7 protein-coding genes are annotated in these 15623 nt (G+C 72.4%); 2 read left to right on the top strand and 5 right to left on the bottom strand.

The genetic code is table 11. The features are described from left to right. Window positions 1-78: 78 nt before the first annotated feature. The 5 genes from OV090_RS39775 to OV090_RS39755 form a co-directional block, all read right to left on the bottom strand. Window positions 79-1092 (bottom strand): hypothetical protein, encoded by a 1014-nt coding sequence (locus tag OV090_RS39775; RefSeq protein WP_267710070.1) that lies wholly within the window; start codon window positions 1090-1092, stop codon window positions 79-81. A 1108-nt stretch (window positions 1093-2200) separates the two neighbouring features. After that, window positions 2201-5041, bottom strand: a complete 2841-nt coding sequence (locus tag OV090_RS39770) for a hypothetical protein (protein ID WP_267710069.1) — start codon at window positions 5039-5041, stop codon at window positions 2201-2203. Continuing rightward, the gene (locus OV090_RS39765) at window positions 5038-8235 is read right to left on the bottom strand and encodes a poly-gamma-glutamate biosynthesis protein PgsC/CapC (protein WP_267710068.1); all 3198 of its coding nucleotides are present in this window, start codon (window positions 8233-8235) and stop codon (window positions 5038-5040) included. The genes OV090_RS39770 and OV090_RS39765 overlap by 4 nt, the downstream gene beginning before the upstream one ends. 90 nt (window positions 8236-8325) lie before the next feature. Next, window positions 8326-10140, bottom strand: coding sequence for a S53 family serine peptidase (locus OV090_RS39760; protein ID WP_267710067.1), 1815 nt, complete (start codon window positions 10138-10140; stop codon window positions 8326-8328). 208 nt (window positions 10141-10348) lie between these two features. Further along, entirely contained in the window at window positions 10349-11449 is a 1101-nt protein-coding gene (locus OV090_RS39755; RefSeq protein ID WP_267710066.1) for a dienelactone hydrolase family protein, read from the bottom strand. A gap of 498 nt (window positions 11450-11947) precedes the next feature. Between OV090_RS39755 and OV090_RS39750 the strand changes: the two genes are divergently transcribed. Together OV090_RS39750 and OV090_RS39745 are read left to right on the top strand one after the other, a co-directional pair. After that, a complete protein-coding gene (locus OV090_RS39750) occupies window positions 11948-14089 on the top strand; it encodes a beta-propeller domain-containing protein (protein ID WP_267710065.1) in 2142 nt (713 codons plus the stop codon). A gap of 149 nt (window positions 14090-14238) precedes the next feature. Further along, entirely contained in the window at window positions 14239-15597 is a 1359-nt protein-coding gene (locus tag OV090_RS39745) for a phospholipid carrier-dependent glycosyltransferase (protein WP_267710064.1), read from the top strand. Window positions 15598-15623: the final 26 nt, after the last annotated feature.

The following is a 15623-nucleotide window of genomic DNA, read 5'->3' as shown; positions in this document are numbered from 1 at the left end:
GGTGGTGCTCCTGGAGGGGAGGGGCCCAGAGCGACACGAATGTTGATGAAAGATTGATCAATGTCCCAAAGGACAGGTCTAGAGCGGGCGCTCGGGCGGGGCGAGGCCGAGGATCTCCTCGGGGTCGCGGAGGTCGGGGCGGAGCGCCTCGGCCAGGCTGGCGAGCGCCCTGGCGTCGCGCTGGATCCGCCGGCGCAGCTCGTGCGACAGCTCGAGGTGGACGAAGCGGGCCGCGCCGCCGCGGGCGCGGATCAGCCGGCCCTGCGCGTTGGCGGTGGCGCCGAGGCGGGTGCGGTCGTCGGGGAACAGGGCGACCGCGATGCCGAGGGCGCCGCGCAGGCGCTGGGCGACCTCGCGGGTACGGCCGGTGGCGGCCACGCGGTCGCCGGCGCTGACGACCGCGGCGGGGCCGAGCGGGTCGTCGTCCTCGCTGAAGCCGTGGATCTGCACGACCTCGGCGCGCGGCATGACGTCGAGCGCGGCGGCGGTGGCGATCGAGAACAGGTGCTCGGGGTTGTGGCAGGGGTCGGCGGGGGCGGCGTCGCGTTCGCGGCGCTGACCGTCGGTGTCGAGGTAGCGGTGGACGGTGTTGACGAACAGGGCGCGTGGCCAGGCGTCGCCGCGCAGGGCGAGGGCGAGGGCGATCCGCTCGGTCCCGAGGTCGTGGAAGGCGTGCGGGGCCTGCAAGATCACCGGGCGCTCGTCGGTCACGACGGCGCCGTCGGCGACGCGCACGAGGTAGGCGCCGCCGCCGGTCTGCCCGGTCCGCGGCTCGACTGCGGCGAGCAGCCGCTGGCCCGAGACGTACCAGGCGTGGACCTCGAAGCCGGCCGCCCACGCGACCTCGCCGAGGGCCTCGGGCTCGGGGGTCGGCGTGGCCAGGAGGCCGCGCATCAGCGCCTCGAAGGCGGCCGTCCGCTCGGGCGTCGGAGGGACGTAGAAGGGCGGCGGCGGCTCGGTCCACAGCCGGTGTCGGAGCTCGGTGGGGTCGATCATGGTGAAGGCGTCGAGCGGCTGGGCCGGCGGCCGCGGGCGCCCGCCCGTGAGCGCGGCCGAGGCCGGCTGGTCTTCGGGACCTGCCCAGGGGGGCATGTCCGAACGGGCAGGCGAACCGGCGCGGGCGGTGTAGCGGGGGTCGTCGGCCTGGGGGTCGGCGCAGTCGCAGGCGCGGCCCTGACAGCCGGCCGACAGCGCGAGGAGGATGGCCCAGCCGCGGGCGAGAGAGGCGGCGGACGCGGGCTCCGGGGCGGGGGGCTGGTCGGCGAGGGATGCGGGCGGGCGGGGGAGCTGGGCCGAGGGGTGGGCAGGAGTTGCCTGTCCCTCGGGACATGCCGGGGCCGCAGGCAGGCGTGCGACCGGACCGGCGGGAGCGGTGGGGGAGCGCAGGGTCTGTCCTTTGGGGCATGCCGGAGCGGCAGGCGGGCGGGCGGCCTGTGCTCTGGGAGCGGCAGGCGGGCGAGCGATTGGCCCGGCGGAACGCGGGGCCTGTCCCGAGGGACATGCGGGGACCGTGGGCGTGCGGGTGAACACCTGGGAGGGAGCGGCGGGGACGGCGGGCGGTCGAGCGGCTCCTCTCGAGTGGGCGCGCGAGGCGGCTGAGGGGACGCCAGGGACCGGAGGTGCGACGGGTCGGGACGCACTGGCGGCGTCGGCATTGACGTGTCCCGGGGGACAGGTGGACGCAGGGGGCGCGGGCGGGCGAGGGACGTGGCGCGGGGCCTCGGCGGGGACCAGGGCCAGGGCGAGGATCTGCCGCGCGTGGCGGACCGCGGCCGGAGACGCGGGCGGGCGAGCGGCGGGTCGCGGGGCCTCGGCGGCGGCGGCCGACAGTGCGTGGATGTAGCGGGCGTGCCGGGCCGCGACCGGAGGCGCCGGCGGGCGGGCGACGGGCGCCGCGGCGGCGCGAGGCATGATATGGCCCGAGGGACATGTTTCGCGCGGGCGAGCGGCCGGATCCGCAGCGACAGGCGGGGGATAGATATGTCCTGAGGGACAGGTAATTGCCGAAGACGCGGCTGGTATCGGCGGCGCGCCGGGGGCCGCGGGAGGAGCGTTCATAGGTCCCGAGGGACATGTCGTTGCCGGGGCTGGCGCGGTGTCGACATGTCCATAGAGACATGTGCGGCGCGGCGCGATCAGCGTGTCCTGCAGGACATGTTCCGCCAGACAGGGGGCGGTGCCTGGTTTGGAGGCGAGGGGTTCAGTCGTCATGGCCGGGCTCGAGGTCGGTGGCGGCGCCGTGGCTCTTCGGGGCCTCGCGGAACAGCCGCAGCCACACGGGGGCGCCGCTGTCGCGGGAGAAGGTGACGGAGTGGCGGCCGGGCGAGAGGTCGTCGCCGAGGCGGATGGTGAAGGTGGTGCGCTGGGCGCGGACGGGGGTGTCGCGGTCGGTCCGCAGCAGCTCGGCGCCGGAGTCGGGGATCAGGGCGACCGAGAGCTCGGCCTGCGAGACGTTGACGCCGCGGGCCGAGTGGCGCTTGGGCGCGCCGCCGTCGATCGCCACCCGCAGCGAGGTCGCGGTGGTCGGCGGGCCCTCGAGCCAGTAGACGACGACGTGCAGCGCCTCGACGACGCCGGCGCGCTTGGGCACGTCCACGGTCAGCGAGTTGTCAGCGAGGCGGTAGATCTGGCGCGCGGTGTAGATCGGCGCGCCGGAGAGGGTGGGTCGGTTGACGAGGATGCGCACCGGCTCCGGCTCCGAGTTCCACAGGAGGGATACGAGCCCGCCCTTGGGTCGGGCGATCCGGCGGCTCTCGGCGCGGGCGGTGATCAGCCAGTCGTCGTCGACGTCGTTGATCCGCAGGAAGATGTCCTGGCCGAGCGCGCGCACGCCGGCGCCGATCGCGTGGTAGCGCATGCGCGTCGGGCGGGCGAAGCCGCGGCGGAGGTCGATCTTCTCGACGACATTGGGGCGCAGCACCGAGACGTCGCCCGCGCCCCAGTTGGCGATCGCCTCGTCGCGGCGGCCCGGCGGCACGAGCTCGAGGATGTCGAGGCGCTGGGCCCCGCCGCGCGGGTGCGCGGTGATCCACGGGCCCTCGGTGGTCGGGCGCGGCGGCTCGTATTCGCGGCGGATCTGCGCCTGCAGCGGCATCACCTGGCCGGCCGCCCGCCGCAGCGCGTGGTCCTCGGCGCGCAGCGGGAACCACCGGTCGCGCCGGCGCGGGGCGTAGCGCCAGCGCTCGTCGTCGACCACCACCTGGTCGTAAGGCCAGACCCACGGCGAGCCGCCGACCTCGTCGGCCGGCGGCGGCAGCACGGTGCGGACGTCGAGCAGGGCCAGCGAGCCGCCGGTCAGCTGCAGGCGCACGGCCTCGGGCGGGGCCAGGAGGCGCAGCGAGACCGGCTCGCTGACGGGGCGCTCGGCGAGGGCGAGGCCGAGGGCGGGCAACAGCGAGGGGACCTGGGCGTCGTCCTCGTCGCCGCCGCCGGCGGACTCGGCGAAGAACGACGAGGGCGGACGCACCCGCTCGAACAGCGACAGGCCGGTCGGCTCGGCCAGCAGCTCCTCGACGAGGATCACGTGGCCGCGGGCGTCGAGGAACTCGAGGCCGAGGCGGACCGGGGCGACGACGCCGAACGAGCGCACGTCGAAGCGCAGGGTCCGGGTGTAGATGTCCTTCGGGCCAGTCAGGTTGAACGACAGCGGGGCGACGTCGGGGCCGATCCGGTAGAGCGGCAGGGTCCGCAGGTCGACGGGGATCAGCGCCGAGGGCGGCGGGGGCGGGGCGGTCAAGGTGCAGGCGGCGCGGTAGGTCAGGCGCGCGTTGGCGCAGCCGCTGCGCTCGGTCTCGGCGGGCAGGCGCAGGGCGGCGAAGGTCGACTCGCGCGCGGCCTCGGGGCCGATCTCCTCGGCGGTCGGGTGGCGGGCGCCGTCGCTGGCGACGACCTGGACGTCGGCCGCCCCCACGGCGGTGGACAGCTCGATCGCGGTCCAGCCGGCGGTCAGCGGGACGGCCTGCTCCTGCCAGGCGTCGGTGATCGGGATCGACATCAGCGACACCGGCGGGGCCGGCGGGGCCGGGTCGGGGCCGGCCGGGAACGGGCCCAGCCAGCGCGTGCGCACGGCTATCTCTTGGGGCATGTCCGTCGAGACAGTCGCGGTGCCGCGCGTGCGCACGGTCGCGGTGCCCGGCCCGAGCAGGTGGACCACCGCGGCCTGGCCCGGGGCGATCGCCAGCGCCGGCGGCTCGGGCGGCGGCGGGGCGGGCGGCGGGCCGGCGGCGACGTAGATGCTCTCGCCACGGTAGTCGACGCCGGCGCGGCCCTCGGCGGGCATGCGCTCCCACGCCTCGGCCTCGGCGTGGGCCCGGTGGGCCTCGCGCAGCGCGTGCCACGGGAGGAAGGTGGAGGCGGCCAGGCGGGCCTTGCCGAGAGCGGCCTGGGTGGTGCTGCGCCGCAGGCTCTCGCCGGCCAGGCCGAGGTCGACGCGGCGGTGGACGCGGACCAGCGCGCTCGGGTTGTTGAACGGCACCGCGATCTTGTTGCCGTCGCTGCCGAGGATACCTGTCTCTTCGGACAGCCTCAGCTCGAGCGTCGAGGACGGCGGGCAGCTCGGCAGCGACAGCTCGAGGCCGGCGCTGTCGGACAGCTCGTAGCGGTGGTCGGCGGCGAACGCGGCCTCGTAGATCCACCCGCCCTCGCTGTAGCCGGCCTTGGTCTGATCGGTCCGATCGGACAGGTGGCGGCGCCACAGCACCTCGCCGTCGGGCGCGCGCAGGGTCGCCTCGATGCCGAACGCGTAGCGGCGGGTCGGCACGTAGGTCTGGCCGCTGGGCAGCACCAGGTGGGCGGAGACGCGGACCAGCTCGGGGCCCCCGGGCAGGCGGAAGCGCGGCCCGTGCTCGGGGGTCAGGACGTAGGCGATCATGCGCTCGCTGGTCGCGGTCAGCATGTCGTCGGCGGCTTCGTTCTCGACCGCGGCCGGCCCGCGGGTGGCGAGGACCACCGCGCTGAGCAGGGCAATGAGGGTCGGCAGGGCCAGGCGACGGCTGGCGTGAGCGGTGCCGGGGCGCCGCAGGGCGGGGTCGAGATGGGTCATCGCTCCTCCCCGTCGACCAGAAGGGTCCGGTTGCGCCGCCACAGCGCCGGGCCGACCGCGCGGATCTTGCTCGGCACGACGGTGCGGCCGGGCAGCGCCGGGCCGAGCCAGACGAGCGCGCAGCGGCGGTCGGCCCCGGTCTCGCACAGCGACAAGAAGCCGCGCCCGGTGGTCCGCCCGAGGCCGGCCTGCAGCCGCAGCCCGGGCCCTGCCAGGACCAGGCGCAGCCAGTGGAGGTTGTTCGACTCGGCGTAGGCCTCGACCTGCGCCAGAGCGGTCATGAAGTCGGCCGCGCCGGTGGTGACCGTGGCGGTGCCCTGCTTGCCGCGCGCCTCGGCCTCGCGCGCCTCGGCGGCCGCCCGGCCCGACTTGCGCGCCGACGGCTCCTCTTTGACTGTCCCTTTGGACATGACCGTGCGGACATCCACCACGCCGGGCGCGACGCCGCCGAGGGCCATCGCCGCCTCGTCGCGGACCCACGCGCCGCAGCTGCGGCCGGTCGGGACCAGGTCGAGCGCCGACAGCCGGCGGAGGTCGAGGCACGGGTCGCCGAGCGCGTAGACGCGGCGCAGGGCCGGCGGGAACCACAGGATCGCGGCGGCGTCGGCGGTGAAGGCGGCCGAGAAGGCGATCAGGGCGTCGCGCACGCCGACCAGCGCGGCCAGCTCGGGGGCGTCCTCGAGCAGGCGCCAGCGCGGCACGAACGACAGCGGGCCGGACATCGTCAGCATGTCCGAAAGGACAGGCGGAAGCTCGCCGACGCCGGCGCGCGGGCGGCCGATCGCCAGGGCGTCGGCGGGCGCGCCGGGGCGGGCCCCGAGGCCGCGGATCTGCACGATCGTGCGCGGGGCCCCGGCCTCGTCGGCCGACAGCGCCTGGTGCAGCGCCTGCGCCGGGGTGAACGCCGACATGCCGGCGCCCGAGCGGCTGATGGCGATCAGCAGCGCGCGGCCGCTGGCGGCGCTGAACAGCTCGGCGGCCAGACGCCAGGTGCCGGCCTCCTCGGGCACGCGGATCGCCTCGATCACGAGCTTGGAGGGACCTGTCCCGAGGACCAGGATCTCGCCGCCGGCCACGAGCGCGCGGCAGGGCCGGCGCGAGCCGCAGTCGCGCAGCTGCCACACCTCGGCGTCGACCAGGCGGGCGAAGCGGGCCGCGAGCGCGCGGTCCTCGGTGAAGCCGTGGATCAGCGGCTCGGCGACGTGGCGCTCGAGGAAGGTCAGCTCGGCGACCGACGGCGCGGCGAGGCCGCTGTCCGGCCGCTCGCTCCACGCCCGCACCTGCTCGGCGAGCCACGGCATCAGCGCGGGGGCGCTGCGGATCTCGGGGGCGCCCTGCAGCAGGCTGGCGCGCATCGTCTCGGGGTGCATGCGCACGACGGCGCGGCGGCCCTCGCCCCACGGGGCGCCGAGCAGCAGCGGCGGGGCGCCCTCGGCGAGGGCCATCGGCGGCAGGCCGGCGCCGCCGCGCGGGGTGGCCGGCTGCAGCGCGGGCAGGCCGATCGGCGCGGCCGCCTCGAGGTGGACGAGCGGGCGCCCGGGCGGGGCGTCGAAGTCGGCGCGCAGCTCGACCGCGCCTTCGGGGGCGAGGCGCGCCAGCGCGGCGGAGAAGGTGGTGTCGATCACGCCGGGCACCTGATCGCGCCCGGCGACCAGCACCAGGCGGCACGACAGCGCGGCGCACAGCGGGCCCGCGGCCTCGGCGGCCGGGGCCTCGGCGACCGGCCGCGGGACCACGATCGCCGGCCCGCTCGCGCCGGGCACCACCAGGGCCGAGGGCCAGCTGGTGTGCACGACGCCGCGCTCGATCGGTGAGATGGCGTAAGAGACATGGTGGAAGAGACCGGTCGGAGCGCTCATCGCGTGGATGCCGAGGTCGGCGCGCGCGGCCGCGTCGCGAGCGGTCGCGGCCGCGTCGTCGGTCGGCGCGGCGATCCAGGCGGCCAGCGCGGACCAGGCCTCAGCGTGGGCGATGAGCGCGGACGCGGGTGGCGCTTCGAGGCGCGGCGGGGCGAGTTCGGCGCGCACGTGGCCCAGCGCGAGCGCGCCCGCCTCGCTGCGCAGCAGGCGATCGCTGGTGTTGCGCGGGTTGAAGGCCGGCACCGGGGTCGGCACCGGCGCGGCGACGTCGAGGCCGAGGCCGAGCGCGCTGCCGATGAGCCACCCCGCGAACGCGGTGGTGATGGTGGGCAGCAGCACCCGCCGCGTCGCCTTCTTCGGCAGCATGCGGATCGCCAGCAGGGTCGACAGCAGGTAGCCGAAGCCGAACAGCTCGCGCGCGCGCATGCCGGGCATCGTCACGCTGACGATCAGCGACAGCATCCACTTGAGCGCGACGCTGAGGCTGAACACCAGCGCCAGCTTGCGCGGACCCTCGAGGTTGTAGCGCTTCAGCGGGGTGTAGCGCAGCAGCAGCTTGGTGATGCTCCAGAGGATGCAGGCCTCGGCCAGCGTCACCATCATCTCGATCGGCGTGAACCACAGCAGGCCGAGCAGCGCCGGCACGAGGATGCCGCCGAAGTCCCAGCCGAACCGCAGGTTGAAGCGGGCGGCCAGCGTGGCGGTGGTCAGCAGCAGCACGTAGGCGCGCGCGTGGCCGAGGAAGTCGATCGCGCTGTCCTCGTAGAGCAGCTCGAACGACGACAGCGACAGGTTGGTCAGCGGCAGCAGGACCAGCTCGAGGGTCGCGTAGGTCAGGCCGACGACGACCGCGAGCGGGCCGAGGCCGCGCACCAGGCCCGGCTTCCACAGCATGTTGGCGGTCAGCGGCACCAGCACCAGGCCGATGCTGTAGAACTCGCGCACGGGCGGGAGCTCGCTGCCGAGCTGCAGCTCGAGCCAGGACGACAGCGCCGGCAAGATCCACAGCTGGTCGTGCTGACGGACCAGCACGCTGGCGAGGACGATCACGAAGAAGCGGTCGCGGCCGAAGAACGGCGCCCACACGCCGGTCGGCGCCAGCGCGTAGGCGAGGCCGCGGGCCAGCAGGTAGGTGACGATCGCCTCGAGCACGATCACCGCGGCGGTGGTCGGCTGCAGCGCCAGCACCGAGGCCAGGTAGCCCGGCACGACCAGGCCGACGAACACCCAGCCGAACGTCTCGGTGAAGAACAGGGCGACGTAGACCCCGACCAGGACCGGGATGAGGATCGATTGGTCGAGCCCGCCGTGCGGGAGCACTTCGAAGGGTGTCATCACGCATCTCCCCGGAGTCCACGTTCCACAAGACAGGCCGAAGTCGACCTGCCTCAGCGCTGCGCGCGGGCTTTAGGCCCGCGCGCGGCCTCAGGGGATGGCCGCGGCGAGGGCGGCGATGTCGGGTGCGCCGAGGCCGGTCGGGTAGTCCCAGCCGACGCCCGCCGGCCAGAACTTGGTCGCGCCCTTGGTGATGTCGCGGAAGGTCGCGCGCGTCGGGCCGTGGAGGTAGATGAGCGGGTTGAGGTAGCCGACGCGCGGCTTGCCGTGCGCCTTGCGGTAGCTGTTGATGACCGCGACCATCCCGGCGAACGCGGGCGAGGCAAACGACGTCCCGCCATAAGCCTCCCAGTTGGTCCAGCGGCGCATCCACATCGGGTTCTCGGGCGAGGACGACAGCGCCAGGTCGCACATCGAGCGCGACTTGCTGTCGACGTCGGCCGCCTGCCAGTAGGGCAGCGCGAACGACTTCGACTGGCCCGAGCCGGACAGCGACCACGCCACCTCCGACTCGATCTTGCCGTCGACGCTGGCGACCAGGTTGGTGCCGCCGACGCACGTCACGTACGGGCTGCTGCACGGGGTGTCGGCGCCGGCCGAGTCGCCGCTGGCCGACAGCAGGGTCATGCCGATCGCCGCGCCCATCAGCGCCGATTCGTCGTACTGGTGGCGCAGCGTCTTGGCCTCGGCGTCCTCGCGGTGGGCGAACGAGGTCGACAGCACGTCGACCTTGTTGTCGCCGATCGCCTCGTTCCAGGCGAACAGCAGCGCGGTGTTGCGCGCGTCGGGGCCCTCGTAGACGTACGCGTCGGCCCCGGGCGCCAGTGACGACGACCACTGGGTGTCGAGCACGGTCTCGGTGACCCGCTCGAACACCGGCTCCATCAGGTTGACGCGGGTCGGCAGCGCCCGCTCGATACCGAACGACTTCCAGAAGATCTGCAGGTCGATCGAATGGTAGGTGCCGGCCCCGACCACGCCGACCGCCGAGCCCTCGCCGGTGATGCCCTGCTCGAACAGCGGCAGCATGTTGTAGGCGCCGAAGAACGCCGGCGGCCCGTAGGCCTGGTCGCCCGGGTAGTCCTCGATCACCTCGCCCACCTCTTTGACCAGAGTGCCCGTCTCGGCCGGCAGGTCCGCGGTGGCCAGGCCGTTGGTGCGCTCGGCCACGAATTTGGGCAGGGTGAAGCTGTCCAGCGTGCAATAGACCGGGAATGGGTCGCCGCTGTGCAGCGGGTTCTTGCGCATGCAGATGTGCAGCTCGGTGGCGAAGGACTCGTTGAAGTCCTTGACCGTGCCGGAGAAGTGGATGAGGAGGCGGTTCTTCGCCTCGAAATTGATGGTGAAATTACGCGACTTGAGCCACGCCTTGACGACCTCGACGTCGGCGTCCAGGGGGGCGTGCTCGGCCATCCACGCGTCGACGCTGAGGTACTCGCGGAATTCGGGGCTGTCGGGGTCGTAGATCCGCGCCACGCGCTCCTCGAGCAGCTCGCGCTGGCGGTTCGGGAAGCCCATCAGCGAGCGGAAGCCGTTGTCGAGCGGCGCCGGGCCCTGGTCGTCGTATACGCCGGGTAGGGGGCTCGGCAGGCCGTCCGGCTTGGGCGTGGGCTCGTGCTCCTCGGGCGGGATACCGCACAGCGGGTCGGCGCCGCACGGGCCGACCGGGTCGGTGGTGCCGGTGGTCTGCCAGCCGGTGAGGTCGTCGCCCATCGAGCCGGACACCCCTGAATGGGTGGTGGGCTCGGCGGCCGTCTCGGTCGCCGGCGTCGAGGTACCGCCGGTGCCGCTGCCCCCGTCGGTCGCGCTGCCGATCCCGGTGTCGTCGGTGGGACAGCCGCCGACGACCGTCAGCAGCGTCGCCCAGGACGCAATCCTACGAGTATACGCAACCGTGCTTCCCACTCTTGACGGCATACAATGCCCCCCCTGTACCGCCTCCGAGCGTAGGAAAGGCCGCCCACGCGACAAGCAATCTGCGTCACGCCGGCGGCCTCGTGTGCGGTGGAGCGGTCGAAGTACCGCGTCCCGGGGCATTGATGGGCTATTGATGCATCTGTCACAAAGGACAGGTGTACGGTGCGCGTAAGGCGCTAAGGCAGGGCGAATGCGCTCAGTTCAAGTGCGAATGGATCTGCTGGAGCGCGACCGAGCGCGCGTGATCGGCAGCCTCGAAGTTGCCGGGCTCGTTCGCCTCCTTCTCGTCGGAGTCGAAGCCGTGGCCGGCGCGATCGTAGACCTCGATGTTGTAGCGGTCGTCGATGCCCTTGGTCGCGGCGACCTCCGCCGACTGGATCTCGCGCTCGCCGCTGGCGTCCTCCACCGAGGCGTCGACGGTGCAGATCCGCGCCAGCTCGTCGCGCGAGGCGTGGAGGACGAACAGGTCGGCGCTCGGGAAGTACTTGTCCTTGATGTCGACGCCCTCGCCGGTCTCCTTGGGGAGGAAGCCGTCGGTGCCGCAGCCGGGGTAGTAGGCCACGCCGACCTTGAACTTCGGGCGCGCGTCCGAGAGGTCCGGCATCGCGAAGTCGACCTCTTTCCCCTTGTCCGACCCGCGGAATGTCTTGAGCGCGTGATCCATCTGCCAGTGGAGCGCGAGCATGGTCATCGTCGCGCCGTGCGAGAAGCCGAGCACGCCCATGCGCTCGCAGTCGACCTCGTCCATCTTGCAGAGGTGGTTGGCGGCCACGTCCATGTCGTAGAGCCGGCTGACGATCGCCGCCGAGCGGTTCTTGTAGCTCTTCGGGATCCGGCCCTCGTCGGTGTGCATGTCGCAGAAGCCGCGCGCGGTGTAGCTCGCCGGCATCATCACGACGTAGCCGAGCTCGGCCAGCTCCTTGCCCCAGCGCTCGTACTGCTCCTCGAGGTCGCGGCTGCACGCGCCGGCGTCGTTGCCGTTCGGCATCTTGTGCAGGCCGCCCGAGCCGTGCATCACCAGGATCGCGGGGCCGGGGCCGACGCCCTTCTTGAACTTCGGCTTGAACACCTTGGCCGGGACGGCGAGCTTCTGCGCGTGCGCTGCGGCCGGCAGGACGATGTCCTCTTCCACCACCGATTCCGGGGCGGCCGCCTCGCCGTCGATCTCGACGAAGCTGCCGGTATCATCGGTCTTGCCGGTCTGCGACGGCTCCGCCCCGTATGCGGTCTTTACACCGGTCATACCGAGCCCAAGCATAGTGATGACGGCGATCGTGTGGATCTTGGCGGAATTCATGCGAGCACCTCTGCCGTCAAGATTTCGTCAACATCAAGAACATGTCAACGCGGCGAGGCGCCCGCTGCGGACTCAGCTGGTTTGGCGCTCAATGCACATATGTTCCATTAGACATGTCTTTTGGAACATGTCTTTATGTTTCTCTGATGTGTTAACAGAACATCAGGGCGGCTCTGAGGCGGCGGATCGTGCGCCGACTGTGACCCCCGTGTGCGCAGGGGGTGAGTAGCCGTTTGCGCAGTGTGTGTTAACTCGTGAAAAAATCGTCGCAGCGGCGGCGCCGCAGGCTGGCGCCGACGTCCGGGCGCCGGGGTCGCAGTGTCCGGGGCGGGAAGGCGCGGCCTGGGCCGAAAGCGTCGGCAAGGCCGCCGGAGGCCGCCCGGGGCCGGTTGGCACGCGCCGTGCTCAAGGGGCCGCATCGCCGCGGAGACCCCCCGGCGCCCATGACCTGTCAAAGACGCGGCCCCCCCGGCCACGTCTCATCTGGAGACCTTCCTTATGTCCCGCCCCTTCGCCCTTGCGCTCCCCGCCTTCCTGCTCCTCGGCGCCCTCGCCACCGGCTGTTCAGAACAGGAGCAGCCCGGCGGCGGCAACCTCGACCCGCGCGTCCTCTACGCCTTCGACAGCTGCGACGACCTGCTCAGCTACACGAAGGGCGAGGCCAAGGGCCTGATCGAGAAGTACGGCAACCTCAACGGCTACGACTACAGCGGCGGCTGGTTCGGCGACCCCGCCGGCGGTGAAAGCACCGGCGGCCTGACCGGCAGCGGCAGCGACGGCGGCGACTCGGGCGGCGACGGCTCGCCCCCCCCGCAGGACGGCAATGGCGAGGGCGAGGGCGCGGGCGACGACTACTCCGGCACCAACGTGCAGGAGGCCGGCGTCGACGAGCCCGACATCGTCAAGACCGACGGCGAGCGGATCCTGGCGTTCGCGCGCGGCAAGCTCCACTTCGTCGACGCGTCCGGCGCGTCGCCGACGCTGCGCAGCTCGCTCGAGATCGGCGCCGACCTCTACGACGTGCAGCTGTTCATGCACGAGGACCGCGCGTTGCTGCTGGTCCGCAGCTGGTCGTACTACTACGGCGACTGGGAGGGCGCGCCGGAGCCGGCGGGCATCGACCTGCAGCAGTACTTCGGCCCCGACTACTACAACAGCATCACCCGCCTGATCGAGGTCGACATCTCGAACCCCGACGCGATGAAGATCGTGTCGAACCTCCACATCACCGGCGACCTGGTCAGCGCCCGCATGGTCGAGGGCGTCGCCCGCGTGGTCGTGCGCTCGCAGCCGAACGGCCTCAAGCTCAAGGACCCGTACGAGTTCTTCGACTACGAGGCGTACGAGCAGGGCGGCGCCAGCGAGGCGCTGTACGACCACCTGTGGCAGGTCGCGCTGTCGCAGTCCAAGGTGTTCAACACCTCGGTCATCGAGGGCTCGACGATCGAGAACTGGCTGCCGCGTTATGTCCGAGAGGACCTGTCCCAGGGGCAAGCCGAGGTCAGCTCCGGCGTGCTGCTCGCCTGCGACGACGTCATGCACCCCGGCGTCTACTCCGGCCTGTCGACCCTCGGCGTGCTGACGGTCGACCTCGACGGCCACCTGAGCCCGACCGGCGGCGTCGGCGTGTTCTCCGAGGGCGAGACGGTCTACGCCTCGAAGCAGAACCTCTACGTGGCGACGACCCCGTGGAACCCGGCCGACTCGGACCCGGAGGCCTCGGCCGAGGAGCAGGGCCGCACCACGTACATCCACAAGTTCGACATCCAGGACCGCTCGCGCGCCGCCTACGTCGCGTCGGGCTCGGTGCGCGGCTGGCTGCTCAGCCAGTGGGCGATGTCGGAGTACGAGGGCGACCTGCGGGTGGCCAGCACCGACATCCAGGGCTGGGACCAGGCGACCTCGGAGAGCTTCGTCAGCGTGCTGCGCCAGGAGAGCGACGAGCTGCAGCAGATCGGCCAGGTCGGCGGCCTCGGCAAGACCGAGCAGATCCAGGGCGTGCGCTTCATCGGCGACAAGGGCTACGTGGTCACGTTCCGCCAGACCGACCCGCTCTACACCGTCGACGTCAGCGACCCGGCGCAGCCGGTCGTCGCCGGTGAGCTGAAGATCCCCGGCTTCTCGGCCTACCTGCACCCCGTGGGCGAGGACCTGATCCTCGGCGTCGGCCGCGACGGCACCGAGGAGGGCCAGCTGCTCGGCATCCAGCTCAGCCTGTTCGACGTGTCGGACGACGCCGCGCCGAAGCAGCTGCACAAGACCTCGATCGGCTCCGAGTGGGGCTGGTCCGAGGCGCTGTTCGACCACAAGGCGTTCCTGTGGTGGGGCAAGACCGGCCTGGCGATGCTGCCGCTCGAGTGGTCGAGCTACGACGACAACCTCGGCTACACCTGGGAGCAGGGCGCGTTCGGCTTCCGCGTCGACGAGGCCGACGGCATCTCGCTGGTCGGCGAGGTCCAGCACCCCGAGCCGATCGTCGACGAGTGCTGGGACGAGTACTACGGCTGCTACTACTCGCCGATGCTGCGCCGCTCGATCGTCATCGGCGAGCAGGTGTTCACGCTGTCCGACGTGGGCCTCAAGGCCAGCGCGCTCGCCGACCTGAGCGACGCGCACTGGGTCGAGTTCCCGCAGAACTGAGCGCGCTCGCCGGCTCGCGGGCGTCCCGTCCCCGGGGCGCCCGTGAGGCTGCGCATTTCGTGTCGGGCGCGCCCGCGCCCGCATCGCGGGCCCGCCCGCGCCTTTCCGCAGCGTGCGGAACGCTGCTACTCTCCGCCCCCTTCCCTCCCGTGCAACGCGCTCTCGACTGGCTCTACCGCAACCGCTGGCCGCTCGTCATCGTGCTCGGCGCCTTCCTCGTCCGCCTGCACTGGAACCTGCTGGTCCACCCGCTCGGCGACTATGTCTCTTCGGACATGAAGGGCTACGTCTCGCGCGCCGACCAGATGATCGACAAGTTCGGCGCGCCCAACGAGTACCACGCGTTCTTCCCCTACGGGACGCACTTCATCCTGGCGCTGATCAAGTACCTGTTCGGCAAGGACAACTTCACCGCGATCGGCATCGCCTACGCGTTGATGGGCACCGGCATCGTCGCCTACGCCTACCGGATCGCGGCGCGCCTCAGCCCGCGCAAGTGGGTGCCGCCGCTGCTCGGCACGCTGCTGGTGTTCTACTACCCGCTGATCTCGCTCGGCGGCTACACGCTGAGCGAGATCCCGTTCGGCGTGTTCATGATGGCGTCGATGTTCTACCTGGTGCGCCTGGTCCAGGAGGGGCGCTCCCGCGACGCCTGGCTGACCGGCGTCACCGCGGCGCTGGCGACGGCCTGCCGCCCGCAGATCCTGCTGTCGATCGCGCTGTTCGGCCTCATCTGGCTGGTCTGGCGCAAGGCGCTGCCGAACGTGCGCTGGCGTCACCTCGTGTTCGCCGGCATCCCGCTGATCGCGGTGCTCGGGTTCTCGGCCGCGCGCATGCACCATCACACCGGACGGGTCGGCCTCGTCAGCGAGAACGGCAAGTTCAACCAGCTGTTCGGCCGCTGCCACAACAAGAAGGCCACCGCGACGCCGACCGAGCCCGGGCGCGGCAAGATCCGCTTCGGGCCGCCGCCGCTGATCCAGCTCGAGAAGCGGGCCAAGACCGCGCCGCGCTCGTGGGTCCAGCTCGAGCCCGCGCTCGGCCCGGAGCTCGACTACCGCGGCTACATCGCCGACGCCAAGGCCCTCGACGCGCTGATGGCCAAGTGCATCCGCAAGACCGGCTTCCTCGGCCAGGTCAAGTACGCCATCGTCAACGTGCTGCTGCTCGCCGGCTACAACACGCCGTGGCCCGACTCCGGCCGCGACATGTGGCGGCCGCGAGCGATCTGGTGGCAGGGGCTCTACACCACCTTCGTCACCCTGCCGGTCGTCCTGGGGCTCGTCACCCTGTTCATGCGCCGCACGATCGCCAACTACGGCCTCATCGCCATGCACGTGCTGGCGCTGATGATCACCGCGGCGATCTACTTCGGCGACACCCGCCTGCGCGCGCCCTACGACCCGCTGCTGCTGCTGCTCGCGCTCGAGGTCTACGTCGTCGCCGGCACCTGGCTGTGGCGCCACGGCAAGACGCTGTGGGAGCGCCGGCGCGCGCGCCGGGCCTGAGGCCTCGCATCGAGGTGTTCTTCGGG

The sequence above is a fragment of the Nannocystis sp. RBIL2 genome (assembly GCF_026626745.1).
GTDB lineage: Bacteria > Myxococcota_A > Polyangia > Nannocystales > Nannocystaceae > Nannocystis.
The sequence above is the reverse complement of the archived record's forward strand: the minus strand, read 5'-3'. Positions and strand labels throughout refer to the sequence as shown.